The sequence below is a fragment of the Hoylesella shahii genome, from assembly GCF_937990675.1.
Taxonomy (GTDB): Bacteria; Bacteroidota; Bacteroidia; order Bacteroidales; family Bacteroidaceae; genus Prevotella; species Prevotella shahii.
In genome coordinates, this window is the sequence record NZ_CALKQY010000078.1 from 1 (window position 1) to 26,452 (window position 26,452).

A 26,452-nucleotide genomic window follows, 5' to 3' on the forward strand; every position below is an offset into this window, starting at 1 on the left:
CATTTGACAGTCTCCAGAGATTCTTAAGAGGGAATTAACTGAATTACCCTAATTACATATTGACCTATTAGATCTAAATTTTACTGAAGAGAGGACAAATATTTGAGTTGGGGAGTTAACAAGTTGACGAGTTAACGAGACGTTGTCTTGTTGACAAGTTAACGAGATGTTGTTTAATTGACCAGTTGGAAAGTTGACGAACGGACAAGTTACAAACGTACAAGTTAACGTGACTTTCTTTACTAAAAGCCTTTGATAATGGCACTGTTGATGTTCTTATTCAGTTCCATATCGCCCCGTTGCTTAGTCTTTCCGTAACCGATGCTGTATGTAATTTTCAAGTTGATGACGCGTCCATCGGGTTCGTTATATCGCCATGAATCGCGGTTATAGTGCCCATAGTCCATAGTGATACGCTGTTTGGCATACCGCGAGAACACGTTACACAGCGCAAACTCCACCGCCCAAGCCTTGTGGTTCCAGTTGATGGCCATTTCATAGATGGGTTGCATGCGTATAAGGAAAGGCTCGCGGATATCCAAATCTGTACGTGGCGTTTGGTATAGCAAACTAAACATCCAGTCGCCCGCGAGGTAAGCTAACGAAGTTCTTAGTCGAAACACGTTACGCTGCATGTTATACGTATTGCCTCGCATCACGTTATACTCTTCAAGTGCAGTGACATCAAGACGCAGCTTATCGGCAAAGGCACTCAAAGCATAGGAAACGCCCAGCATGTTTCCATAGAATGTGCCATCGTTTACACGCATATCGTAGATGGTGCTAGCGTCTGCTGTGAAGATGTGTGCAATGTTTTTGAAGTAAATATAGTTGTTGTAAAAAATCGATGCCTTTGATTTTCCCCACTGCGCGTTAAAAGTAAGTGTGTTGCCAAACACTTTAATGAGTGCCAAATCGGGGTTTCCCTTTACCGCTTGGAAGAAAGATGTGGGCACGGTCATGTCGTTTTTGTTAGATGGGTCGAACATGGTGTGGGTGAGATAGCCGTTAAGCGAAAGTGCCTGTCTGTCGTTGAAAGCATAATTTCCTCCATAAAAGGCCATAGGCACGCAATAATTGTAATGTAAGTTGTTAAGCGAAACCGCCGTATTTGATAAGCCTGCCGATATGTAATAGGAGTGTTTCTGCCCCGATCCGCTTAGTTGTGCCAAGGCACCTGTTTGGTTAGTGGTGAGCCGTTGCTGTCCTTCTGTGGTTCCCGTGTAGGTATCTTTATAGTAATTATGGTCGTGCCAGAGCGATGCAGACAGCGTTGTGCTGCCGTTAAGCGACTTAGAATACCGTGCATTTGCGTTCACGGCGATGTTTTTTTCGGTAGCATTCGAGGTGATATTGGCCTGTGCCGTCTCGTTGTTTGTGCTATTATAGCTGTTGTTTCCCCATGCAACCGAGCCCGAAACGTCGACAGTTTGTTTGCGTGGAAGCCAAACAACGTAGTTGGCATATAGCGTTGGGACTAGACTTTTGCCGTTTGTGGTAGTTGTTCGCGTTGTGGCAAGGTTGTATTTTCCTGTGTATTGGTTGCTCGTTACTGTCTCCACGCTTGGCTCAGCCTGCCGAGTGAGGTTTAGGTACGAAACAAACTGATGTTTATTGCCCGTATGTGATAGACGGAAACGTGCCGATTGGCTATTTTGTTTGCGCAAAGAGCGGTCTGTTGAGTAGCTGTTGGCGAGTGTGGAGTTGTCTGCAAAGCGAAATAAGTCGTGTCCTTCGGTGTGGCTATGGTCGTGTTTCCAGTCGGCCGAAACAGCAATAGAGAGCGTTAGCTGTTTCTTCGTAAAGTCGGTAAAGGCCAAATAGTCGCCATTCTTGTAAGCAAACCCCTCGCTGGCCGATAAGTAAACATTGCCGCCATACGACATTTGCTTGATTATGAAGTTGAGCAAAGCGGCCTTGCCGGCATACTTTCCGCTGGGTGTTCGTATGTATTCGATGCTGATAATGTTGCTGGCCCGCAACGTAGACACGTCTTCTGGTAGCACTTCCATACCATTGATGCACAATACCACTTGCCCTCCACCCTTCGTGGAGATGCTGTTTGTTCGTGGCGACACGTCTAGTTCGGGCGTTTGCATCACGTTCAACAATTCGAAACCATTAGTGGCGTGCCGCTTTTCTAGCGTCGTAGGCGTGAGCACCGCTTTCTCCGCAGTTTCAATTTGTCCTTTGGCGTTCACCACAACCTCACCCAATGTTCTTGTTGCAGTGCTGTCGGTTTGTGCGTTAGCTGCAATACAAAGGGTAAAGAACAGCAGTGTAGAAATACATTTATTCATCTGTTAATGTGGATTTATGTGACCATTAGTTTGTTGTCAATGTTTATTGCTTGATTTTAATTGATTTTTTGTTGATAAAAGTGATTATGTTACAATCATTTTCCGATACAAAAATGCTTGAATATGTTGCCAAGAACCTCGTTAGAGGTGATGCTGCCCCCTGTTATTTCTGCTAAGAAGTGCAGACATTGGCGTAGGTCTTCAGAGAGAAGGTCGCCACTGAGGTCGAGAGCGATGCCGTCGAGAACACGTTGGATACTTGCTAGGGCATGCGTTAGAGCCTCGTAGTGGCGCACGTTGGTAACAACAACATCGTTTTCGTGTATTTCGGGGATGTTAGCTGCGTTATAAATACAAGTTTCTAAGGTATCTATGTTGGTATCGAACTTAGCAGAGACAGAAACGAAAGAGGGCTGTTCTTCCCAGTTGAACCCGGGGAAGGCGAACACTTGTTCATCAGTTTTGTTTGAAACCACGATAAGCCGTTTTCCACTCGTGTATGCGTTCATGTCTTCAATTTCTTTTTGTGCAGGTATTTTGTCTATTACCCAGAGCACAATAGCAGCCTCAGACAGCTTCTGATAAGTACGTTCTATACCCAGCGACTCAATTTCGTCGTTTGTTTTTCTAATACCAGCCGTATCGATAAATCGGAAGTTGATGCCGTTAATATGTATGGTATCTTCAATCACATCGCGCGTTGTTCCATGAATATCGCTAACAATGGCGCGTTCTTCTTTCAGCAAACGGTTTAGCAAAGTGCTCTTTCCCACATTAGTTTTTCCCACGATGGCTACCGATATTCCAGATTTTATGGCGCGTCCTGTTTCGAACGATTTGGCTAGGGATGCTATTTTGCATCGAATTTCTTCGGCTAGAGTTTGCAATTCGTGGCGATCGGCAAAGGTTACATCTTGGTCACTAAAGTCGAGTTCCAACTCTATTAGTGAGGTGATATGTAGCAATTTGTCTCTAAGTTCGCTTAGTTCGCCCGAGAAATGCCCACGAAGCTGTCCCAATGCCAACTGTGCACTAGCCTTAGTTGTGGCAGAGATGAGGTCGGCCACAGCCTCAGCTTGGCTCAAATCCATTTTACCATTAAGGAAAGCGCGCTGCGTAAACTCGCCTGGTTGAGCTTGTCTGCAGCCTAATCTCACCAGTAGTTTAAGCACTTCGTGTAGAATATAAGTAGAGCCGTGGCACGAAATTTCAACAGAATTTTCGCCCGTGTACGAGTGTGGAGCGCGAAAGCATGTAGCCAGAACCTCGTCGATAGTTTGCCCATTTTCGTCTACTATGTGACCATATTGCACAGTCTGTGCAGGCAGCGTATGCAGTTTCTTTTCTTTTGGCGCAATAAAAGCGCGGTCAACAATGTCGATGGCATCGCTGCCAGATACGCGTATTACGCCTAAAGCCCCTCCGGCAGAAGTGGCTAAGGCGCAAATGGTTTGACGGTCGTTTAGTAGGGCTTGCATCTTTATTAAATCCTTTCGAGCACCAGTTTAATTAGTTCGTCTATTGAGTTTTTATAGTTTGCGTTAACGTTTTTCGCTCTTCTGTTGGCAATTACCATGCAGCAGGTCATGGCCTTATGGCCCATCAGTCGGGCTAGACCAGCTAAGGCACTACTTTCCATTTCGAAATTCGTGATGCGATAGCCATTATATTCAAAGCTTTCCACCTTTTCGTTTTGTTTGGGGTCGGCGAGTGGAATACGTAATTCTCGGCCTTGCGGACCGAAAAAGCCTCCGCAGGCGATGGTAACACCTTTCACCATTTCGTTTCCTGCAATGCGTTCTAAGGTCTCTTTGTCGGCATCGATAACATAAGGGGCGCACAATTGTGGGTTCCATTGCATGTGTTGTTTAAAAGCTTCTTCAAAAGGGAGGTCGCAAACGTCGTTGCGTCCACTATAGAAGTTAAGCAATCCATCAAATCCGATACTTTTTTCGCTGGCGATAAACGTGCCAACGGGCGTGTATTCTTGCAATCCGCCACAGGTGCCAATCCTTACAAGGGTAAGCTCTCGTAACTGTTCTTTCTCGGTTCGAGTCTGAAAGTCGATATTGGCAAGTGCGTCTAACTCGTTAAGCACAATGTCAATGTTGTCGCATCCAATTCCAGTACTAACCACAGAGATGCGTTTTCCGTGATAAGTACCCGTGATGGTATGGAATTCGCGACTTTCAATATCGCACTCTTTACTTTCGAAGTGCGATGCAACCAGCGACACTCTTCCTGGGTCGCCCACAAGTATTACCTTATCGGCAAGTTGTTCTGGTTTAAGGTGGAGGTGGAAAATGCTTCCGTCTCCATTGATGATGAGTTCAGACTCGGCAAAGAATTTAGGCATAATATCTAATTGTTAGCGGTGAGTTATTTTTCTTTAAAGGTGTGGCCTTAACAGTTTTGAGGGCGTTTACCTGTTTTCGCTGTTTCGTATAGCTTTCTCTATAGTGTGCACTTTTGCATGAAGTTCTTCGGCGCTTTTTTCGAGCGATCTGATAGTGTTAGCTTCATTGTACCTCCCTTTATGGTAGGCTAGGCGCTTTTCTTCAAGCAGTTGAATTAGTTTTTCTTGTTTTTTATAGAGTTCGGACAGTTCGATAAACATTTCTTTTCCCTGCTTTGTTTTGAAGTCAGAAAGTTTAGTGTACACCTTATCATCGTTGATTGGGAAGCGGAAACTAACTGCAGCAGCAGTTTTGGTTAACCGTTTTTTCAGGGCTTCAATGCTTTTCAAGGCCTTTTCTCTGTTGCCAAAAGCCCAAGTGTCAGCAATACTTGTGAGTTTGGCAAAGCTTTCAAGTTGTTCGTTGCTCACTTCACCCTCTTTAAAGGCTAGGCGTTGAGCTGTAGGCACAAAGGTATAGATGCACACCATGCCTTCAGGCTGATACCTGTCGCTAACCAGCCAGCCTAGATTGTCTATTTCGTCGATGGCCAGCAGATAGTCGTTGGCTGTTGAGTTGAAAGGCATGCCATAGTTTTCGGGCTGGAAGAACTTACCCGTTTCTGTATCTTTGCGCGTCATAAACAGATCGTATCCGCCCAAACTATTTGTTCCTTTTGCCGCAAAAAATAAGGTTACGCCGTCTGTCATCAAGAAAGGATAGTTTTGTTGTTCAAATTCGCTACCTATTTCTCTCAGCTTTAGCGGTTCGCTCCATTGTGTTCCCATGCGGTCGGCAGTGTATATGCCCATCCGTTCTGTAGAGTCGCCCATCGAAAAGTATATGGTGTTTTTAAATTCGTTCTCATAAACCGAACCGTCCAGATGCTGATGCACCTTGAAAAAAGCAGGATAAGACACTAGTGTTCCAGCCTCGGGGTTGAGGGGAATGGCTGAAAGGAACACCGACTTATCGACAACGACACTGTCTACGAACATCACCTTGGCCGTAGCTCCCAACATATTGCGATACAATAATTCGGCTGCACTAATCTGTACAGGTTGAGGTTTGGGCTTGGGTGCAGGCTTGCTTTTTCTCTTTTGAGCATAAGCGGTGTTGCACAAGCAGGCCATGATGAGCATAAACACAAAATATCTTTTCTTCATTTTCGTCTAGATTATACGGCAAAGTTACTAATTTTATACAAGTTAGCGTAAAGATTGCCATGATTTATCGCGTTTTTTACTAAGCTTTCATTGTTGTTGATGATTAAAAACGCAATGCAACCAGCTTGGTTAGTTACACTATTTGCCTTTTTATGATATATATTGCGAGGGATATGGTACGATTGGCTTTAAAAGCAAATTGCCTTTTCGGATGGGTTTTATCCGAAAAGGCAACGAATGTTATAGTTAAGCATAGGGGGTGGGTAGTGCACCACTAATTAAAACGTGGTAACAACTAGTCCAATCTTCTGTTATTAAGCTTCAGCCATTTGTTTGTGCATGCTTGCGGCAGCTTTTCTACCATCGCCCATAGCCAATATAACCGTTGCACCACCGCGCACGATGTCGCCACCAGCATATATTTCGGGTCTGCTAGATTGCATGCCTTCGTTTACTGCGATGGTGTTTTTGCGACCCAATTCTAGTCCACGTATAGAGTTTGGAACCAGTGGGTTGGGCGAAACGCCAACAGCAACAATAACCTGGTCGACCTCTAGTGTCTTAGTTACGCCCTCAATGGGTTGCGGACTGCGTCTTCCGCTGGCATCAGGTTCACCAAGTTCCATAACTTGTAGTACGGCAGCCTTGACCGCACCTTGCTCGTCGGCCAGATATTCCAGCGGGTTATGCAGTGTTAGGAACTCAATACCTTCTTCTTTAGCGTGTTTTACCTCCTCAAGTCGAGCTGGCATTTCTGCTTCCGAGCGTCTGTACACCAGTGTTACCTCAGCACCAAGGCGCTTGGCCGTGCGACAAGAGTCCATAGCCGTATTGCCACCGCCCACCACCATCACATGTTTGCCTAGGTTAATAGGCGTGTCGGTGTTAGGATTGGCAGCATCCATGAGGTTAACACGTGTGAGATATTCGTTAGACGACATGATGTTGATGGCGTTTTCGCCAGGTATACCCATGAAATTAGGCAATCCTGCGCCCGACCCTACAAATATTCCCTTAAAGCCTTGCTGCTCTAAATCGTCTACCGAGATTGTTTTACCAACGATGCAGTCGCAAATAAACTTTACGCCCATCTTTTTAAGGTTGTCTATTTCAACGTCAACAATCTTGTTGGGAAGTCTAAATTCGGGAATACCATATTTCAAAACGCCACCTATTTCGTGCAAAGCTTCGAAAACAGTAACATCATATCCGTACTTAGCCATATCGCCAGCGAAACTCAAACCAGCAGGTCCCGAGCCCACAACAGCAATCTTAATGCCATTGGCAGGTGCCAGTTGGGGTACAGAGATGTTGCCACTTTCGCGTTCGTAATCAGCAGCAAAACGTTCTAAGTAGCCAATAGCCACGGCTGGTTCGTTCATTTTGAGATGTACGCAACGGCTTTCGCATTGTTTTTCTTGGGGACAAACGCGACCGCAAACGGCAGGTAGTGCCGAGGTGTCTTTAAGAACTTTGGCTGCGGCAAGGAATTGTCCGCGCTCAATGTTCTTGATAAACGAGGGGATGTTGATACTAACAGGACAGCCTTCCATACAAGTGGGTTTTGCACAGTCGAGACAGCGTTTGGCTTCGATCATGGCCAACTCTTTGGTTAATCCTTTATTTACCTCCTCCACACGTGATGTTGCACGATACACGGGGTCAAGTTCGGGCATTTCCACACGGTGAATTCCCGTTCTCTCTTTTGGCTTCATGCTAGCACGCAAGTCTTTTCGCCATTCCGCATTACGATCAGTCAGCACTTCAATGCCATCGTTGGTGGGTTCTACATCCATGGTAATGGTGTCAGCGCTTTGAGTTGCGCGTTCTTCCACCTGTTCAATATGTTCGTTATAACGTTGAAGTTCTTCGCTTTCGGCCTTTTTAAATGTACCCATTCGTTTGAACATCTCGTCCCAATCCACTTGGGCACCGTCGAATTCAGGTCCATCAATGCACACAAACTTTGTTTTGCCGCCTATGGTGAGTCGGCAAGCGCCACACATGCCCGTACCATCTACCATGATGGTGTTAAGCGATACATCTGTGGGTATGTTGTATTTTTGGGTGAGTAGGCAGCAGAATTTCATCATGATAGCCGGTCCAATGGCAAATGCGCGGTCAACATGTTCGGCATTAATAAACTTCTCTATACCAACAGTAACCACACCTTTCTCGCCATATGAGCCATCGTCGGTCATGATAATAACCTCGTCTGAACTCTCCCTAACCTCTTTTTCAAGGATGATAAGGTCTTTCGAACGACCCGCCAGAACCGAAAGCACACGGTTTCCTGCAGCTTTCAGCGCGCGAATAATAGGGAGCATAGGAGCAACGCCCACACCACCACCTGCACAAACCACGGTGCCGAAGTTTTCAATGTGTGTAGGGTTACCCAGCGGACCAACCACATCGGTTACGTACTCGCCTTCGTTGAGGTTGCATAACTTGATAGACGAAAGGCCAACTTTTTGCACCACGAGTGTAATTGTGCCCTTCGTTGTGTCGGCATCAGCAATAGTGAGCGGCATTCTTTCGCCTTTGTTGCCCACTCTTACGATAACAAAGTTTCCGGCCTTTCTGCTTTTGGCAATTAGTGGAGCCTCAATGTCGAAGCGATACACCTTTTCGGAGAACTGTACTTTTCTAATAATCTTATTCATGGCCTTGCAAATTGATGTTGATTGTTTATGTTATATATACAAGTCGCAGGTTGAGTTTTGGTTTGAAACTCTGTGCGATGCCCACCTTATATTAAAAGTGGTGGGCATCGACAGGTTGTTTTAATGTTTTTGTTTTAGCGCTTTTATGCGCTTTAATGTTTAAGTTTTATTGGGCTTGTTTAGAATGTGGTCTGTCTGTGACCACAGGCAAGCAAACTAGAAATTGTTATCATCAAGCATTTCAAATCCACAATAAGGCACAAGCACTCTTGGAACGCGGATGCCTTCGGGGGTTTGGTTGTTTTCGATGATGGCTGCCACAATTCGTGGGAGGGCCAAAGCCGAGCCGTTGAGTGTGTGGCAAAGTTCAATTTTCTTGTCTTCAGTATGCCTGTATCTGCATTTCAGGCGGTTGGCTTGATAGCTTCCGAAGTTTGAAACCGATGAAACTTCCAACCAGCGTTTTTGTGCAGCACTCCAAACCTCAAAGTCGTAACAGATAGAAGAAGTGAAACTCATATCTCCACCACAGAGAAGTAGGATGTGATAAGGCAATTCTAGTTTTTGAAGCAACCTTTCAACGTGTTGCAACATCTTCTTATGCGACTCGTCTGAATGTTCAGGTTTGTCTATTTGTACAATCTCCACCTTATCGAATTGGTGCAGACGATTAAGTCCACGCACATCTTTTCCATACGAACCTGCCTCTCTTCTAAAGCAAGCCGAGTAGGCACAGCGCATCACGGGCAGGTCTTTTTCATCTAGGATAACATCGCGGAAGATGTTTGTAACAGGCACTTCAGCTGTTGGGATGAGGTAAAGGTCGTCTTGTTCAGCATGATACATTTGTCCTTCTTTGTCGGGAAGCTGCCCTGTTCCGTATCCCGAAGCCTGGTTAACCACCAAAGGCGGTTGCACTTCTAGGTATCCACTCTTGCGCGCTTCTTCAAGAAAAAATGCTTCCATGGCACGTTGCAATCGTGCCATCTTACCGATGTATATAGGGAAACCAGCACCAGTGATTTTCACACCTAGGTCGAAGTCAATGAGATTATACTTTTTACAGAGATCCCAATGGCACAAAGCGTCTTCGGGAAGTAGTGGAATAACCCCACCTTCTTTCACCACAACGTTGTCGTTAGCGTCTTTACCTTCGGGTACTTCGTCGGCAGGGATGTTGGGAATGTTGCAGAGCAGCGTAGTCAATTCTTGTTCGGCTTCGCTCATAAGTGCTTGCAACTGTTTGTCGTTCTCTTTATATGTGGCCACTTTAGCCTTCACTTCTTCGGCTTCTTGAGTTTTGCCATCTTTCATCAGCATGCCAATTTGCTTCGACATGCTGTTAGCTTCTTGTTTGTTCTTGTCTAACTTCTGTTGAGCTTCACGTCTGCGCTTGTCGGTTTCAAGCACTTTTTCGACAGCTTCTCTTGCTCCCTTAAAGTGTTTTTTTTCCAAGCCCTTAATCACACGCTCAGTTTCCTCACTGATGAGTTTAAGTGTAAGCATTGTTTCTTGTTTTGTATTTAACGTTATAAATTGCTCGCAAATATACTAATTAATTTGTTTTCTGCAAAGAAAAGGGCACATTCTGTAAGCTTTAAATGCAGGTTTTTGCTTGCGTTAGGGTTGCGTGATGCTTATTAAAAGATATCAAATTGACAGCAATTTGATGTTAGTAGTTGTCAAGTTGATGTAAAATGTAGATTTGATATTAGAATATTGCAGGCTGTTGATGGTTTTTCTGTTCAACTTCTTAGGGAATAGACCGAGAGCTTAGGCTACATTTCACGAATTTGAATATACATATTTCTATCAAATGTTTCGTTTGTTTTTTTCAATTTTTATACTAGTGTGTGCATGTTGAGAGATTGGTGTTAGTCAAAATAAAGACTCAATATCGCCACTTTTTATTGAAATGTAGCAAATCGTTTCATTCAATTGCGCAGAATACGCTAGAAAATCGTTATATTTGCAACCCAAAAGGCAGTGGCCTGGCTCTGCCGCTGGCATCGAAAGGGTGCGAGAGGAAAGTCCGGGCAGCATAGGACGTCCCACTTCTGAAAATGGAAGCTGTTGGTGACAATAGGTAAAGGTAGAAGAAAATAACCGCCCCTGGGTGTGCTGTTTTTCAGTGTGCGCGATGGGGTAAGGGTGAGAAGGCGGTGTAAGAGACCACCAACCGATGGGCGATCATCGGGTTGTACCTTCTGGGAGCTGCAAGTTCGCGTATACCATCGTTTGAAGGTTGTCCGCCTGAAACATGTTTACGATGGAGGGTAGAATGCTTGAGCCATGGGGTGACCTATGGTCTAGATAAATGGCAGGCACTTTTAGTCCTTGTGACATTGAAGTACAGAACCCGGCTTATAGGGCCACTGCTTTCTTTTTCTTTTTTCACTATTGCTTATGAAGAAAACATTAGATACCATTTGCTTGTTTTTTAAGGTTGATATGTGGCAGATACGACGCGAAGATGTGTCGCCTATTGTATATCTTTGCTTAATGGTGTTAAAGCGTTTAGTGGTAACGGTGAAGTTTTTTACGACACGTAGCGTCACCGACTTAGCTTCGGCACTCACCTATAGCACGCTGTTGGCCATAGTGCCCATCCTAGCTGTGGTGTTTGCCATAGCCCGGGGGTTTGGCTTTTCCAAGTATATTGAGGTGTGGTTTAGAGATGCTCTGTCTAGCCAGCCACAGGCTGCAGAAACCATCATTGGCTTTGTAAATTCGTATTTGGTGCATACCAAGGGAGGACTTTTCCTAGGGATAGGTCTGGTTTTCATGCTTTTTACCGTATTGATGCTTATTAGCAATATCGAAAAAGCGTTCAATCGTATTTGGCAAGTGCGCCATCCACGAAGCTTGTTTCGCACCATAACCGACTATTTGGCCATGTTTTTCCTAGTACCCATTGTTATTGTGGTAACTTCGGGTTTGTCTATAGTGATGGCTACCTTTGCGCAAGATATAAACGAATATGTAGTGCTCGGTCCTGTGATGAGTTTTGTAATCACGGTTATGCCCTATGTGCTGATGTCGGGAGTGTTTGTTTGCCTTTTTATATTTATGCCCAACACCAAGGTAAACTTCTCGGCTGCCTTTTTCCCTGGCATACTTTCTGGTATTGCAATGCAGCTTTTGCAGGTGTTTTACATCCATTCACAGATATTTCTTTCATCGTATAACGCCATCTATGGTTCGTTTGCGGCCCTCCCGTTATTTATGTTGTGGGTGCAAATATCATGGCTTATATGTCTTTTTGGGGCGGAATTGAGTTACACCAGTCAGAACATGGAGAGCTTTGATCTAATGGGACAGCTCGACGAACTAAGTTATCGCTATCGTATGATGCTTAGTGCTCTGATTTTGGGTAAAGTGTGTAAGCGTTTCGACGAAGGAAAACCAGCCTATACAGTCGTAGAATTGAAGTTGGAAACCAACATTCCAGTGCGTATTGTGCAGCAATTGCTCTTTGATATGCAGAATGCAAACCTTGTTACTTATGTAGCTGGCGATGAGAAAGAGGCACAAGCACGATATCAACCAGCTGTGGCATTGAAGCACCTAACATTGGGATATATGATGAGCAGATTAGAGTCGGCTGGTAAATGGAATCTTGATTTGGATGTGCGCAAGCATCTTAATACTGAGCAATGGCTTAAATTTTATAAATTGAGACGCAAATATCTTAATGAACTTGATGAAATATCGTTGAGCAATCTTTAAGTGTTGTTGACATCTTACTTACTAAAAACGAAGTGATTATGCAAGTAGAAGTAATGGATTTTGAACAGCGTGTTAGAAACAAGATACGTGTTGAAGGCAATTTTCCGGGTTTTCCTCAACCCGAACGGTATAACCTCGAGAAGTCGGAGATAGATGATTACTTGATGGATAAACAGCTAGCCCTAGATAGTGGCGGTTCGGCACGCACGCAATACACCATTATGGGTGTGATGATTATTTTGCCTGTTATCGTATTTTCGGCTTTTCCACAAAAAGAAATGCCTGGTGGCAATTGGGCTATTTTTGTTGCTATAGCTATAGGATTGGGTTTGGCAGGACTGGTTAAACTGATTGTTAAGGCGCGAATAAAAAGTAAGTTGAGGAATATTTACGACCCACGCATTGAGCGTTATATTGATGATGTGCTAAACTTTAATGTAGGTTCTTAGTACCATAAGATTGGTCTTAAAGATCATTTATCTTTGAGTTTGCTTCATCTTAATTGCTAACAGCAGTCAACAATGGCGTTAAAGAAGTGGGAAGATGACAATCTGATAATTTTAGAACATAAAACAATCGACAACATGGAAAGACAACAGAATGAATTACCTGAGTTTATGTCGTACAAGGATAAGTTTACGCAAAGCGGGTTTATAGAAAAAATATCGAAGATTGCAAAGCGCGCTGGTTCAAAACTGGTGTATGCGGCCTTGATTCTGTATTATACTTTGCAAAGTGAATCGGTTTCACTGAAAGATAAAACCATGATTTTGGCTGCGCTGGGCTATCTTATTAGTCCGCTTGATGTTATGCCTGATGCAATTCCTATTGCAGGATTGAGCGACGACTTGGGCGTTTTGCTTTACGTTCTGCGCAAGGTGTGGACCGACATACCCGAAGATGTGAAAGAGAAAGCTCATAATAAGCTCACCAAATGGTTTGATGAAGAAGAGGTGAAAGATGCTGACAGCATTAATTTTTAACCTCGCAAGGTGGTGAGTTTCTGTATTTATCATTAACTTCCGATGCTGGACCCAACCTTCTAGCACGCTATGGTTACACAGTTCCCCGATGATGGTGTTCTATCTATAACTCGTGTGTCGGGATTGGCTGTTGCACCCTTCATAGTAGGTACTCACGGAGATGGGTCCAGCGACTTGTAATACTCCTTGAGCTGTCATTCTCTTTGCATCATATGTATCCGGTAGTTTTTCTGCCCAGCAGTTACGATGTTTGCGCCCTGCCCATAGGCGGTTTGGAATATGCCTGCATCAATCTAGGATGCCATTCGTTTGTTGCCGATGATATTTTTTCTTTTCATTGTTGGTATTTGTGTAGCCATGCCATCTATGCTGCAAGCCCCGCCGAACCTATTCGGTTTCTTCGGTGCTCTTAAGTGTAATAACGTTTGTTGGTTCTAAAATATTGTCTACGGAGTAGTATATATATTGTGTACGCATGAGGTTGTTTTTGTTAGCTGTGAGCATCATGCCAATAATCGCAACCGCTGGCGGTTGTTGGCGTATGGTCTGTACGTGTCGTTGCTCATACGCACATACACAAAAATAATGATATTTGTAAAACTTTCAGATAGAAATTGATGTAAAAAGAGCTCTTGTTTATCACGAACCGTTAACCTTGCCACAAATAATCGATTCTCGCGAAGGTTTGTTTTGATGCAAAAAGGTGGGATTTGTAAATGCATGAGATAACCATTCTTTTTGTATAATCTCTCATTTCTTGCTCGCATTGGACTTATTTGCAGCTAAAAGATGTGCGTTTTGCTGCTAAACGCATTGTGTTTTGTTGCTAAACGCGTTGCATTTTGCTGCTAAACGCAAGGTGTTTTGTTGCTAAACGCAGTGTATTTTGTTGCTAAATGCAAGACGAAATGGTGCTAAATGCGAGGCAATAAGCATAAAAATACACTGTTATGGCATAGCAAAAACCTTCTCTAACCACTAAAAACATGGGACAAAAGGAGCAAAACAGGCATTAAAAAGTGGAGTTTTCGTAGCAAAAAGGGGGTAATTGGGCTTGAGAAATTATGAGCTGGCAACCAAACTAGAAAGGTTAAATGGTGCTAGATGCAGAGTGTGTTCTCAAAATCAGACAAAGTGTAAAGCGTAAAAGGGGGATAAATAGTGACGTTTTACCTACTTTTTAACTTCTTTTCTCGCTAGAATGGAGTAAAAAATAAGAGGTGTTTGTAAAATAAAAGAAAGTGTTTTTGGTTTGTGAGTTGATGATATTTTAAGTTTTTGAGTTGATGCGTTTATTAGCTCTTGAATAGTGAGTTTACAAGTAGATGAATTGATGTATCCTATGTATGTTTCCATCATGACCAATAACAAATATAGGAAGTTTAGAATGCTACGTAAGTATGACTCAAAGCAACGCCAAGTTTTGCCTTGCTACTTATTTCTTCTTATCTACCTTAGTTTTTTTCTTCTTACGATTGGTTATTCCAAAGAGGTCTTTCCAGCCATTAAAATCTTTTTTCAGAATAAGACCGAAGCCTTGTGTGTTCAAACTGTTACGTGTGAAATATCTATCATTAGACTGATTGTACATTTTAATAGCCAAGTTACCACTGGGGAAGAGCAAATATCTAATATCAAAGTCGCCAATAAAGCTCTGCGTGGTGTTTACATTGTCTCGATAACCAAACTGACCATTTATAAGTAGACGATTGTTTAGCAGTCGTCCGCTAAGCAGTCCTTCGTATTCAGCATTTCCCCAGCCATCATCGCCAGTGGAAATATTAGCACCAAAGTTCCAGTTTGTGTTGTTAACCACCGTTCCAAGAACGTTGTTAAGTTGTTGACTGAGTGTGCTGCTCAAAAAGCTTTGCATGGCCAGTGATGTTCTACTCTGTTGATTAGAGTTGCCCAAGTCGGCATTATTTTGTCCTTGAGTATAGAAACGACCCACGGCCAGCAGATAAAGCACTTGTTGGTTCATCTCTTCTTCGCCATTGATAAAGCTGTAAATCATCTGTTTAACGTTTGAGTCAATGGTGGGCAAATCGAGGTCGAAGGCCACTTTAGGCGCTTCGGGAGTGCCTGTAATGTTCATCAAACAGTTAACACGGATGGTGTTGTTAGAGAAACTCTTGCCGATATTTAGGTCGGAGAGACTCACACTATTGGCCGTGTATATGGCTTTCATATTGAGTCGAGCCGCATAAGGGTCACCGTTAAAGGCAATAATGCTTCCGCGTTCAAATGTAAAATCTTTTTTAATAACGTTTTGGATGGTGAGTTTGTACACACCATGTTCAATGGCATAGTTGCCAAACATGTCAAAAGAGCCCTTGTTATAGTAAGTTGCTCTAATAACGCCGTTTCCGTTAAGCGAGATATTGTCTCCACTTTGTTTGTCCATGATGAGGCGAATGGTGGCATCGGGCGTACAGTTCACCAAGAAATTAATGTGTATGTCGGTGGGAATGTCGGGAATATTCTCATCGTGGTGTAGATGGTCTTCGTTTTGTCCGTCTTGTTCTTGTTTCTCTTTAGCAGTGAGCAAGGCATCAGCACCCCAGTGAATAAACGAATTGCTGTTAACCGATTGCGGACTGGCCACATTGTAAACGATGGTAGAATTGCGGTTTGGAGTGGCGTCAATATCGATATTTACTTCGCCATTATGTCCATTGATATTGCATTTACCTGTGGCGTAGACCGTGCCATAGAATGTATTTTCGCCAAAGCTCTTAGTGTCGTAGACCAATAAATTATTTGCCTTAACGTTTAAATTGTAGTTAATATCTGTAAAGCCACTGTGCTTAATTTCGCCGGCAATGGTGCCTGCGTTACCATTGCGGTCGATAAATCGACAGGCATTGAGGTCAATTCTGTCGGGAACCAATCGCACAGTATCGTTAATCATCGTATAAGTGGTGTTTAATGGCGTCATAGTAAAGCTGCCATTAGTCACTAGTTGCCCAGTTAGGTTAATGTGACTAAGCAGGCCATAGAGTCTCACTTCTCCATTGGCGTAGGCTTTAACATCGTGCATAAAGCTTTTGCAGAAAGTCTCCATAAAGGCAATATTGGTGTTGTTGGCCTTGATACTAAGGTCAATACTATTTCTCAAAGGCGAAACATATCCATTGATAAAGGTGTTTGTGTTTAGACCATCGTTGGCAATAGCATCAATTTCGATGTTCCCTCGGTCGGTATTATATCTCACTCCAGCCACTAGTGTGCCCATGTCGCCCTCTTCAAAGGTGAAATCGTTAACGCGAATGTTAGCGTAAGCATCGGGATTGGTAAACGGAGTCTTTACAACAGCAGTGCCCGTGGCTCGTCCGCCAAATTCTACGGCGTGGAAGTTTACGAGGTTGAGAATATAACTAACGTCCACATCCTTGATGTCGACCGTGAGCGAGTCTTGCGGATTGTTAGTGGCAGCCCCGTCAATAGCGATAAACTGTTTGTCGCGTGATACGGCAAAGTTGTCAAAAACCAGGCGGTTTTTGCTATAAGTAACCAGCGAAGGCTTCACTTTCCAAATAGCATCACCCACTGTAATGCTCGAATGTAGGAACATAGCTTGAGCAGTGGCATGTCCGTTGTCGTCGTTAAAGAATGAAGTTTGCCATCTTAGCTGTCCGCGAAGGGTTGGGTTGCGCAGATTGTCAAATGATACAATGGTAGAAATGTTGTTGTCTGCAGCAGAAGCTTGCACGTTGCACCAGATGCGTTTGCCGTTGTCGGCCACCTTTGTGGCTTGTGCATTCACTTTAAGTGTATCGTTTAGGGTTCTAACGTTAACGTCACCTCCCTCAATATGGTGACCATTGAAGGTGATACTTGGCGCTTTAATACTTACATCCAATGTCTTTTGCGTGTCGTTCATGCTTGCCGCAAAGTTTAGAGGCTGTTCGATGTTCAGCGGAATATTGAAAATATGCTGTAACCACTCGGTGTTGTCGATGTTGCCACTGATAGAAAAGTTATTCGTATGTGCGTTAGTGGCCTTAGGAAGTCCAGGCATAGTAGGCACTTTGCTAGCAATAAGGTTCGTAAGACTTTGTGTCAGCGTGTTGTAATCGTAATTTCCAGTGAGCAAGATATGGCCAAAATCACAATTTAAGGCCAGCGAGTGTAGTTGGTTGTTATTGCTAACGTCAATAGAAAGGTTGTCAATCTTATAGTTTTTCGTGTCCGAAGCCATGGTAAAGCGCTCCAGCTGCACCCTTCCGTTAGCTGTATTGAGCGAGTTACCCTTGATGTCAGCCATCAGATTAAAGCCAATTTGCGTGTTTGGCCAACGTTTTGATAAGCCCAGCGCAGCAGGTTTGAAGCCCGAAACCTCGGCTTTAAGTCGGGCAAAAGGTTGTTTTGAGGCTAAGTTGAATTGCCCCTGGAGGTCGAACATCACGTTAGGGTCATTTATACTTAGCTTACCATCGAAGGTGCCGTTGTTCCACTCACCGTCAACTGCAATGTTATTATAACTATAGGTATTGTAGAAAAATTCCTTAACATTGCCTTTAGCCTTAACGTAAATCGAGCCAGTGGTAGGCATTTTGCCGTCTATATCAATCTGTGTAGAGATATTTCCAAAGCGTTTGTCGTCTAAAATCTTGCCCAAGTCTAAGCCATTGGTCTCCAATCTTCCAGAGAGATTGTTATTATGTTTACCAAAAGCCATGTTGGCCATACCCGCATCGGTGCGTATGATGCCCTTGGTTGCAATGTCTTGACCATAACCGCCAACTTCTCCAATAAAGTCGATGTTACCCAATCTGCTAATGATGGCTGGCACTTTAAAGTGGTTGGCAAAGTTGTCTGATAGGAATTGTACACCTTCGGCACTCACCCTCAGTCGTTGTATGGTAGAGACCCAACGCAATTTGGCATTCCAATTACTCACCGAACCATTGGCTAAAAGCGAAAAATTGTTCTCGTTTGAAGATATTTCCAACGCCCTGATATGCACAGAGGTACTTGTTCCGTTAACATCGGCTTGTACAACGAAAGGCTTAGTCGACTTTTTAAGTTCTGGTAAGAAACAAGCAAGATCGGATAAGGTGAGTTGTGAGCGTTCAAGTTTACCGTTAAACTGTAACGAAGGCGCTTGGATTGCACTACCATCAAATGCATAAGATGCCGAAATGGGCGCAAAACTGATGGTCGAAGCAGGCAAAATCACGGTGAGATTGGCCAATTGAGCCTGGCGTTTATTAGCAGTAAGTTCAGCTGTGAGCGACTTAACATGCAGGCCAGATTGCTCTTTAAACGACAGGTCTTTGATGTTGAGGTTCAAACTGTCGTCGGTTAAGGCATCAAGAGCAATGTGAGCACTGATGTCGTTTACTGATATATGCTTGGGAGAGAAAGTGTTAAGTTTAGGGACATCAAGCTGATTGTAGCTAATGTTACCCCTTCTGATGATGAGTGTGTTGATGCGCAGGTCTAGCGGGGTGGTAGTTGTTGTGTCTTTAGATGCCAACGAGTCGAGCGCAAATTGAAAATTGGGCTTGCTTTGTGCCGTCTGACTATATAGACTAGCCTTCAACCCAAAGAGTTGTACAGACGAAATATGGATTTTGCCAGAAGCAAGCGCCGCATAATCAAGTTTCACCGAGAGGCGTGTTGCCTCAAGCATGGGTTTATTAAGTTGGTCGTCGATAACTAAATCGTCGATGATAATGCGGTTAAGGAAACCCAAATCCACTCTTCCAACTTTCACGTTAGTGCCCAACTTCTCCGAAAGGGCATCGCTGATAGCATTCCCTACAAAAACCTGAATACTGGGAATATGCAGCAAAACCACAACAATGAAATACAGGCTAACGATTGCCCATATAATGATGTTTATTATGTGTCTTAACTTTCTCAATTGCTTTCTTTGGTTGGCAAAATTACATCAAAAATATCTTAATGGAAAATATACTAGGGTTTTTTCTTTTTATTATGTTATATTTTGATTATATTTGCAACGATATAGCGGGAGGTAGGATAACCTTTCCCTGTTTTTGCGCGTCTTTGTTGTAGCTAAGGCCAAACAGCAAACATGCATTGCGCTGTCTAGGTATGGCAAAGTGGGCTATTGCTGAGCAAGAAACAGAAAGAGAAATTCATTATATAAAAACAGATACATTAATTTGTTATGGCAAATGTCATTAAGTTACGTAAAGGCTTAAACATTCACCTAAAAGGAACAGCTGCCGAAACGAAACGAGTTGTGGGCCCATGCTCAGAGTATGTGGTGCGCCCAGACTCATTCGAAGGAGTTGTTCCTAAAATTGTTGTGCACGAAGGAGACCGTGTAGAGGTGGGTGATGCCTTGTTTGTTGATAAAAACTATCCCGAGGTGAAGTTTGCTTCGCCCGTTAGCGGAACGGTAAAGGCCGTAGAAAGAGGCGAAAGGCGCAAAATTCTGGGTATTAAATTGCAAGCCGACGAAGTGCAGAAATACCACGATTTTGGGCAACGCAATGTGGCTTCGCTTTCTGCTGATGAGGTAAAGAACGCCTTGTTGGAAGCTGGTTTGTTTGGCTTTGTTTATCAATTGCCTTACGCCGTGTCGACCAATCCACAAACAACGCCCAAAGCCATCTTTGTTTCGGCACTGCGAGACATGCCGCTTTCAGGAAACTTTGAATTTGAATTACAGGGTAACGAGCAAGATTTTCAAACCGGACTAACAGCGCTGTCGAAGCTGGGCAAAACCTATTTAGGCATAGGAAAGGAGCAAAAAGCCAACGCGCTTCTTAACGCGAAAGATGTCGAAGTGACGATATTCGATGGTCCATGTCCAGCCGGAAACGTTGGTGTGCAGGTTAATCACATCGCTCCAGTTAACAAAGGCGAGGTGGTTTGGACGGTAGACCCAACCTTTGTGATATTCTTTGGCAGATTGTTTAATACGGGTAAGGTGAATCTTCGTCGCATAATAGCCCTTGGAGGTGGCGCAATGCAGTCGCCCATGTATGTTGAAGCCCTGTTTGGAACACCCTTCTCGGTAGTACTAAAAGATGCTTTAACACGCCAAGAGGATGTTCGTTTGATAAACGGTAACCCGCTAACTGGAACGAAATCATGCCTAGACGACAGTGTGGGCGTTAAAACTTCGGAGATAACAGCAATACGCGAAGGAGCCGAAGCCAACGAAATGTTTGGTTGGATTATGCCTCGTACCAATCAATTTTCTACCTCGCGCAGCTATTTCTCGTGGCTCATGGGCAAGAAAGAGTACGATTTGGATGCTCGTGTAAAAGGTGGCGAACGCCATATCATCATGAGTGGTGAGTACGATAGCGTGTTGCCAATGGATATTTACGGCGAATTCCTCATTAAAGCCATCATCACAGGCGATATCGACAAAATGGAACAACTGGGCATTTATGAGGTTTCGCCCGAAGATTTTGCATTGGCTGAATTTGTAGACAGCTCTAAACTTGAGTTGCAACGCATCGTTCGTCAAGGGCTGAACATGTTACGTAAAGAAAATGCATAAAGCAGTATGAAAGCATTAAGACAATATTTAGACAAGATAAAGCCGAACTTCGAGCCTGGAGGCAAGCTTCATGCCTTCCATAGTTTGTTCGATGGCTTGGAAACGTTCCTCTATGTACCCAATACCACTTCGAAAGTGGGAGCGCACATCCACGATTCCATCGACTCGAAACGCATCATGAGTATGGTGGTTATTGCCACTTTGCCGGCTTTGTTGTTCGGAATGTACAACGTGGGTTACCAAAACTACGCGGCAGCAGGTCATTTGGCCGATGCAAGTTTCTTCGATCTATTCTTCTTTGGTTTCCTCGCAGTGTTGCCAAAGGTTGTGGTTAGCTATGCCGTTGGTTTGGGAATAGAGTTTGCTTGGGCTCAATGGAAGCACGAAGAAATACAAGAAGGTTTCTTGGTTACTGGTATTCTCATCCCTTTGATTATCCCTGTTAACTGTCCGCTTTGGATTTTGGTTCTTGCCGTGGCCTTCTCGGTGGTTATTTGTAAAGAGATTTTTGGTGGAACGGGTATGAATATCTTCAACGTTGCCCTATGTGCGCGCGCGTTCCTCTTCTTCTCTTACCCCTCTAAGATGACTGGCGATACCGTTTGGGTTGCCTCAAATTCTATCTTAGGTTTCGGTTACGACCTGCCCGACGGCTTTACAGCTGCTACTCCCTTGGGAGAAATTGGCGCAGGAACAAATATTCCTTACAGCATTTGCGACATGATAACAGGTTTCATACCTGGAAGTATTGGCGAAACTAGCGTTATAGCAATTGGCATTGGCGCATTGATATTGCTCTGGACTGGTATTGCTAGCTGGCGTACTATGGGAAGTGTATTTGCCGGAGGTATCATAATGGCTTTGTTATTTAAGCATTTGGGCATGACAAGTATCGAATGGTATGAGCATATTATATTAGGCGGTTTCTGTTTCGGTGCTGTTTTCATGGCTACCGACCCCGTTACGTCAGCTCGCACGCATACCGGACAATGGATTTTCGGTTTCCTCATTGGCGCTATGGCTCTTATCATACGTGTGATGAACCCCGGTTATCCCGAAGGAATGATGCTTGCCATCTTGTTTGCTAATATGTTTGCCCCTCTTATTGACTACTATGTGGTGCAAGCAAACATTAACAAACGCATGAAACGTTTAATCCAAAACAATAAATGATATCATGGCAGAAGTAAAGAAAAAAGGACTTAACACCAACTCCAACGGCTATACGCTGATTTATTCTACCATCATCGTTGTTGTCGTTGCTTTCTTGCTGGCCTTCGTATTTAAAGCGTTGAAACCATTGCAAGACATCAATGTGGCGTTGGATAAGAAAAAACAATTGCTTTATGCGCTCAATATTCGAGACATAAGCGATGCAGAGGCAGCACAGAAATATAAAGATGTGGTGCTGGCCGATGAAATTATTGATACCAAAGGAAATGTAGTAGATAAAGGAGAACAAGGTGGCGAAAAAGCTGGTTTTGTTCTTAATAGTGCTGATTACAAAGCAGGGCGCTTGGCTTTGTTCGTTTGCAAAGTAGACGGACAAACAAAATACATCGTGCCCGTTTATGGTATGGGACTTTGGGGACCTATCAATGGTTTCATCGCACTAGATGCAGACAAGAACACTGTTTACGGAGCGTACTTCAATCACGAAGGAGAAACGGCCGGATTGGGTGCGGAGATAAAAGACAACGTGAAGTGGCAGAACCTGTTTAAGGGAAAGAAGGTGTTCGCAGAGGGCACCCGGAAAGTGGCACTCTCTGTTGTAAAGAAGGTAGACGACCCCTCTACGCAGGTAGATGCGGTAACAGGCGCCACGCTGACAAGTAATGGCGTGAGCGACATGCTTATCGAGGGTTTGTCGAAGTATCTCGTGTTTTTAACCAGTAAATAATCGAACGCAGCAGTTATGAGTAAGTTATTTTCAAAGGAAAACAAAGAAGTATTTGTCAATCCGCTAAATCTCGATAACCCCATCATGGTTCAGGTGCTTGGCATCTGTTCGGCGTTGGCCGTTACCTCGCAGCTAAAACCGGCTATCGTAATGGGACTTGCCGTTACCATCATTACGGCTTTCTCTAACGTTATCATCTCCTTGATACGCAATACCATCCCCTCGCGCATCCGAATCATCGTTCAATTGGTGGTGGTGGCAGCCTTGGTTACCATCGTTAGCCAAATTCTCAAAGCCTTTGTGTATGATGTCAGCGTAGAACTGTCGGTATATGTGGGTCTGATTATCACCAATTGCATCCTCATGGGACGCCTCGAAGCCTTCGCCATGATGAATAAGCCTTGGCCAAGTTTCCTCGACGGCATCGGCAATGGCTTGGGCTATGCCTTCATCTTGGTGCTTGTTGGTTGCATTCGCGAACTTTTCGGCCGTGGGTCGCTACTTGGTTTCCAGCTAATTCCTGAGAGTGCATACCACGCAGGCTATCTGAACAACGGCATGATGACTATGCCCGCAATGGCATTGATACTGTTGGGCTGTGTTATCTGGCTGCATAGGGCATATTTCTACAAAGAGAAAAAATAAAAAACGCTATGGAACATTTAATCAGTTTATTCTTTAGGTCCATCTTTGTGGACAACATGATATTCGCCTTCTTCTTGGGAATGTGCTCTTACTTGGCCGTTTCTAAGAACGTGAAGACGTCTCTCGGACTGGGTTTGGCTGTAACCTTCGTGTTACTTGTTACCGTTCCCATAGACTATTTGCTGCAAACCAAGGTGCTAGGTCCTGATTGTCTTATCGAAGGCGTTGACCTTTCTTACCTCAGCTTTATCCTTTTCATCGCCGTTATTGCAGGTATTGTGCAGCTGGTAGAAATGGCTGTCGAGAAATATAGCCCCTCGCTTTATTCTGCTTTGGGCATATTCTTGCCTCTTATTGCCGTTAACTGTGCTATCATGGGTGCATCACTCTTTATGCAACAGCGCATCAACATGGACCCCTCTAGTACTCAATACATCGGTTCGGTATTGGATTCTGTTGCTTATGCCACTGGAAGCGGTATCGGTTGGACCTTGGCTATTGTGTCGATGGGCGCCATTAGAGAGAAAATGCAATATAGCGACGTGCCTAAACCCTTGCAAGGACTGGGCATAACATTCATTACCGTAGGACTCATGGCCATGGCCATGATGTGCTTTTCGGGCTTAAATCTATAAGATAAGGATATATGGGACAGTTTATTTTTATAAGCATTGCCGTTTTTCTGCTCATCATCTTGCTGCTGGTGATTATTTTGCTGGTGGCCAAGAAATATCTTTCGCCTAGCGGAAAGGTTGTTATCACCGTGAATGGAGAAAGGGAACTTACCGTAGACCAAGGAAATAACGTAATGGCTACACTCAATGAGAACGGCATTTTCTTGCCGTCGGCGTGCGGTGGAAAGGCTAGTTGCGGACAGTGTAAGTTGCAAGTGCTTGAAGGTGGAGGAGAAATCCTCGATTCTGAACGCTCGCACTTCTCTAGAAAAGAGGTGAAAGACAATTGGCGACTTGGTTGTCAATGTAAAGTTAAAGGTGATTTGCAGGTTAAAGTGCCCGAAAGCGTTATGGGCGTGAAAGAATGGGAATGCACCGTTATCAGTAATAAAAACGTGTCGAGCTTCATTAAGGAGTTTATTGTGGAACTACCTCCAGGCGAACACATGGACTTTGTGCCTGGTAGTTATGCCCAAATTAAAATTCCAGCATACGAAACCATCGACTACAATAAGGATTTCGACAAGAACGATATTGGTAAAGACTATTGTGCAGTTTGGGAAAAATTTGGAATTTTCGACCTCAAAGCGCATAACCCCGAAGATACCATTCGCGCTTACTCAATGGCGAACTATCCAGCAGAGGGCGATCGCATAACGCTTACCGTGCGTATTGCTACTACACCGTTTAAACCTCGCCCCGAAGTGGGATTCCAAAACGTACCTACTGGTATTGCATCTAGTTATATCTTCTCGCGTAAACCTGGAGACAAAGTGGTGATGAGTGGTCCGTTTGGAGATTTCCACCCAATTTTTAATTCAAAGAAAGAGATGATTTGGGTTGGTGGTGGTGCCGGTATGGCGCCGCTTCGCAGTCAGATTATGCACATGCTCAAGACGCTTCACACTCGCGACCGTGAAATGCATTATTTCTATGGTGCGCGTAGTCTTAGCGAAGCGTTCTTCTTGGAAGATTTCCACGAGCTTGAGAAGGAATATCCTAACTTCCATTTCCACCTTGCTCTCGACCAACCAGACCCCAAAGCCGACGAGGCTGGTGTACCCTACACTGCTGGTTTTGTTCACGATGTAATGTACAATACTTATCTAAAGGACCACGAAGCACCCGAAGACATCGAGTTCTACATGTGCGGTCCTGGTCCTATGAGTAAGGCTGTGCAAGGTATGCTTGATAGTATTGGTGTTGAGCCAGAAAGCATTATGTTCGATAACTTTGGTTAAATTTGCTAGTAGCAACTTCTCCTAGTTGTCAATGCAACGGTTTTAAACTTTAAAGTTTCAACACAATTTAGCTTGCATCTACTGTTATCCTAGGGTTTCAGTCTCTGGTTGGAATACTTCAAAAGCTTTGAAGTCGCATTACAAGCAGTTTTTTAATTACCCTATGAAAACAAGCTAGGTTGAGCAACTATACTATCCGTAAAATAGTATAATTTAAGTATTGCCATGTTTCGATGGCATAACTAACACCGCACGGTGAATGATAGAACATTCGCTGTGCGGTGTTCTCGTATTCAAATATAAAAGACTAACTTTGCACCAAATAAATAAGATATGATAAAAGCTTTGTTTTTTGATATTGATGGCACACTTGTGAGTATGAAGACCCACACCATTCTCCCTTCAGCGGTGGAATGCATAGCACAAGCTAAACATAAAGGTATAAAAGTGTTTATCGCCACGGGTAGGCCCTTAGGCATTATCAATAATATTGATGGCATCTTACCCTTTATAGATGGTTATCTCACTGCCAACGGTGCACATTGCATTGTAGGCAACGAAGTGGTTTACCATCAGCCCATACTCAAAGCCGATGTGGAATTGATTCTTAACGAAGCCACAAAGCAAGACTATTCTTGTGTTGTTGTGGGACAAGATGCTATTGGTACCTTTAATTATAAGGATAATATCGACCGTATTTTCAGACGTATGCTCGATATTCATGGTGTAGACTACAACATCCCGATAGAAGAATTACTAAAAACAGATATCTTAGAACTAACACCCTTTGTAAGTGTTCAACAAGAACAACAACTCATGCCTCGAATACCTAATTGCGTTTCTGCTCGTTGGCATCCAGAGTTTATGGATGTTACCTCGCGTTTGGCCGATAAGGGTAGGGGGCTTACCGCCATTGCCCAACATCTTGGCATCGCTTTATCAGACTGTGTTGCTTTTGGCGATGGTGGGAATGATATCAGTATGTTTGTTGCAGCTGGTATTGGCGTGGCTATGGGTAATGCAGGCGACAACGTAAAACAAGCAGCTAACTTCGTAACTAAACATATAGATGAGGAAGGCATTATGCATGCAATGAAGTATTTGGGCATTGTGTGATTCGGCTTTGAGGGTAGGTGTAGGTGACGCGGTTGAAGAGGTTCTTGGGATAGAGCACCTCGCTCAGCCGTTCGAAGTCGTTGGTGTAACGTTCGTGCCCTATCTGCGAGGGCGCGGTGGGATGGTCGGCGTCGCCGTACTCGTAGG

General features: G+C 43.9%; 18 protein-coding genes and 1 other RNA gene. 11 read left to right on the top strand and 8 right to left on the bottom strand.

The features are described 5' to 3' along the window. Positions 1-242: 242 nt before the first annotated feature. The 6 genes from QME03_RS11160 to serS form a co-directional block, all read right to left on the bottom strand. A complete protein-coding gene (locus QME03_RS11160; RefSeq protein ID WP_281724405.1) occupies positions 243-2,300 on the bottom strand; it encodes a TonB-dependent receptor in 2,058 nt (685 codons plus the stop codon). Between the two features lie 95 nt (positions 2,301-2,395). Continuing rightward, positions 2,396-3,778 carry a tRNA uridine-5-carboxymethylaminomethyl(34) synthesis GTPase MnmE gene (gene mnmE / locus QME03_RS11165; protein WP_281724406.1) on the bottom strand — a complete coding sequence of 461 codons (1,383 nt, stop codon included), beginning with the start codon at positions 3,776-3,778 and terminating at the stop codon, positions 2,396-2,398. A gap of 5 nt (positions 3,779-3,783) precedes the next feature. After that, entirely contained in the window at positions 3,784-4,656 is an 873-nt protein-coding gene (locus QME03_RS11170; RefSeq protein WP_274947218.1) for a nucleoside phosphorylase, read from the bottom strand. A gap of 66 nt (positions 4,657-4,722) precedes the next feature. Then, the gene (locus QME03_RS11175) at positions 4,723-5,862 is read right to left on the bottom strand and encodes a hypothetical protein (RefSeq protein ID WP_281724407.1); all 1,140 of its coding nucleotides are present in this window, start codon (positions 5,860-5,862) and stop codon (positions 4,723-4,725) included. A 314-nt stretch (positions 5,863-6,176) separates the two neighbouring features. Beyond that, positions 6,177-8,525, bottom strand: a complete 2,349-nt coding sequence (locus tag QME03_RS11180; RefSeq protein ID WP_281724408.1) for a bifunctional dihydroorotate dehydrogenase B NAD binding subunit/NADPH-dependent glutamate synthase — start codon at positions 8,523-8,525, stop codon at positions 6,177-6,179. A 216-nt stretch (positions 8,526-8,741) separates the two neighbouring features. After that, a complete protein-coding gene (serS, locus tag QME03_RS11185) occupies positions 8,742-10,031 on the bottom strand; it encodes a serine--tRNA ligase (RefSeq protein ID WP_025816963.1) in 1,290 nt (429 codons plus the stop codon). 477 nt (positions 10,032-10,508) lie between these two features. Here serS and rnpB point away from each other — a divergent pair. From rnpB to QME03_RS11205, 4 genes are all read left to right on the top strand, one after another. Then, positions 10,509-10,908, top strand: an RNA gene (gene rnpB, locus QME03_RS11190) — RNase P RNA component class A. Between the two features lie 23 nt (positions 10,909-10,931). Then, the gene (locus tag QME03_RS11195; protein ID WP_110370463.1) at positions 10,932-12,254 is read left to right on the top strand and encodes a YihY/virulence factor BrkB family protein; all 1,323 of its coding nucleotides are present in this window, start codon (positions 10,932-10,934) and stop codon (positions 12,252-12,254) included. A 38-nt stretch (positions 12,255-12,292) separates the two neighbouring features. Then, a complete protein-coding gene (locus QME03_RS11200) occupies positions 12,293-12,703 on the top strand; it encodes a hypothetical protein (protein ID WP_025816961.1) in 411 nt (136 codons plus the stop codon). 135 nt (positions 12,704-12,838) lie between these two features. Next, a complete protein-coding gene (locus QME03_RS11205; protein WP_025816959.1) occupies positions 12,839-13,237 on the top strand; it encodes a YkvA family protein in 399 nt (132 codons plus the stop codon). A 1,435-nt stretch (positions 13,238-14,672) separates the two neighbouring features. Here the strand turns inward: QME03_RS11205 and QME03_RS11210 are convergent. Then, positions 14,673-19,109, bottom strand: coding sequence for a translocation/assembly module TamB domain-containing protein (locus QME03_RS11210; RefSeq protein WP_025816958.1), 4,437 nt, complete (start codon positions 19,107-19,109; stop codon positions 14,673-14,675). 270 nt (positions 19,110-19,379) lie between these two features. On the opposite strand from QME03_RS11210, the gene QME03_RS11215 reads away from it, so the two are divergent. The 7 genes from QME03_RS11215 to QME03_RS11245 all read left to right on the top strand — a co-directional run bounded on the left by QME03_RS11215 (position 19,380) and on the right by QME03_RS11245 (position 26,305). Then, a complete protein-coding gene (locus tag QME03_RS11215; RefSeq protein WP_110370464.1) occupies positions 19,380-20,729 on the top strand; it encodes a Na(+)-translocating NADH-quinone reductase subunit A in 1,350 nt (449 codons plus the stop codon). 6 nt (positions 20,730-20,735) lie between these two features. Then, positions 20,736-21,902, top strand: coding sequence for an NADH:ubiquinone reductase (Na(+)-transporting) subunit B (locus QME03_RS11220; RefSeq protein WP_110370465.1), 1,167 nt, complete (start codon positions 20,736-20,738; stop codon positions 21,900-21,902). Positions 21,903-21,906: 4 nt separating this feature from the next. Continuing rightward, a complete protein-coding gene (gene nqrC, locus QME03_RS11225; protein WP_025816957.1) occupies positions 21,907-22,629 on the top strand; it encodes an NADH:ubiquinone reductase (Na(+)-transporting) subunit C in 723 nt (240 codons plus the stop codon). A gap of 15 nt (positions 22,630-22,644) precedes the next feature. After that, positions 22,645-23,274, top strand: a complete 630-nt coding sequence (locus tag QME03_RS11230) for an NADH:ubiquinone reductase (Na(+)-transporting) subunit D (protein WP_025816956.1) — start codon at positions 22,645-22,647, stop codon at positions 23,272-23,274. An 8-nt stretch (positions 23,275-23,282) separates the two neighbouring features. Then, complete coding sequence (nqrE, locus tag QME03_RS11235) at positions 23,283-23,909, top strand: NADH:ubiquinone reductase (Na(+)-transporting) subunit E (protein WP_025816955.1); 627 nt, start codon at positions 23,283-23,285, stop codon at positions 23,907-23,909. Positions 23,910-23,920: 11 nt separating this feature from the next. Then, complete coding sequence (nqrF, locus tag QME03_RS11240) at positions 23,921-25,189, top strand: NADH:ubiquinone reductase (Na(+)-transporting) subunit F (protein ID WP_281724409.1); 1,269 nt, start codon at positions 23,921-23,923, stop codon at positions 25,187-25,189. A gap of 333 nt (positions 25,190-25,522) precedes the next feature. Beyond that, on the top strand, positions 25,523-26,305 hold the full coding sequence (locus QME03_RS11245) for a Cof-type HAD-IIB family hydrolase (RefSeq protein ID WP_281724410.1): 783 nt from the start codon (positions 25,523-25,525) through the stop codon (positions 26,303-26,305). Here the strand turns inward: QME03_RS11245 and QME03_RS11250 are convergent. Next, positions 26,271-26,452: hypothetical protein (locus QME03_RS11250; RefSeq protein ID WP_281724411.1), on the bottom strand; the 182-nt coding region annotated here is incomplete at its 5' end. The two genes, QME03_RS11245 and QME03_RS11250, sit on opposite strands and share 35 nt — an antisense overlap.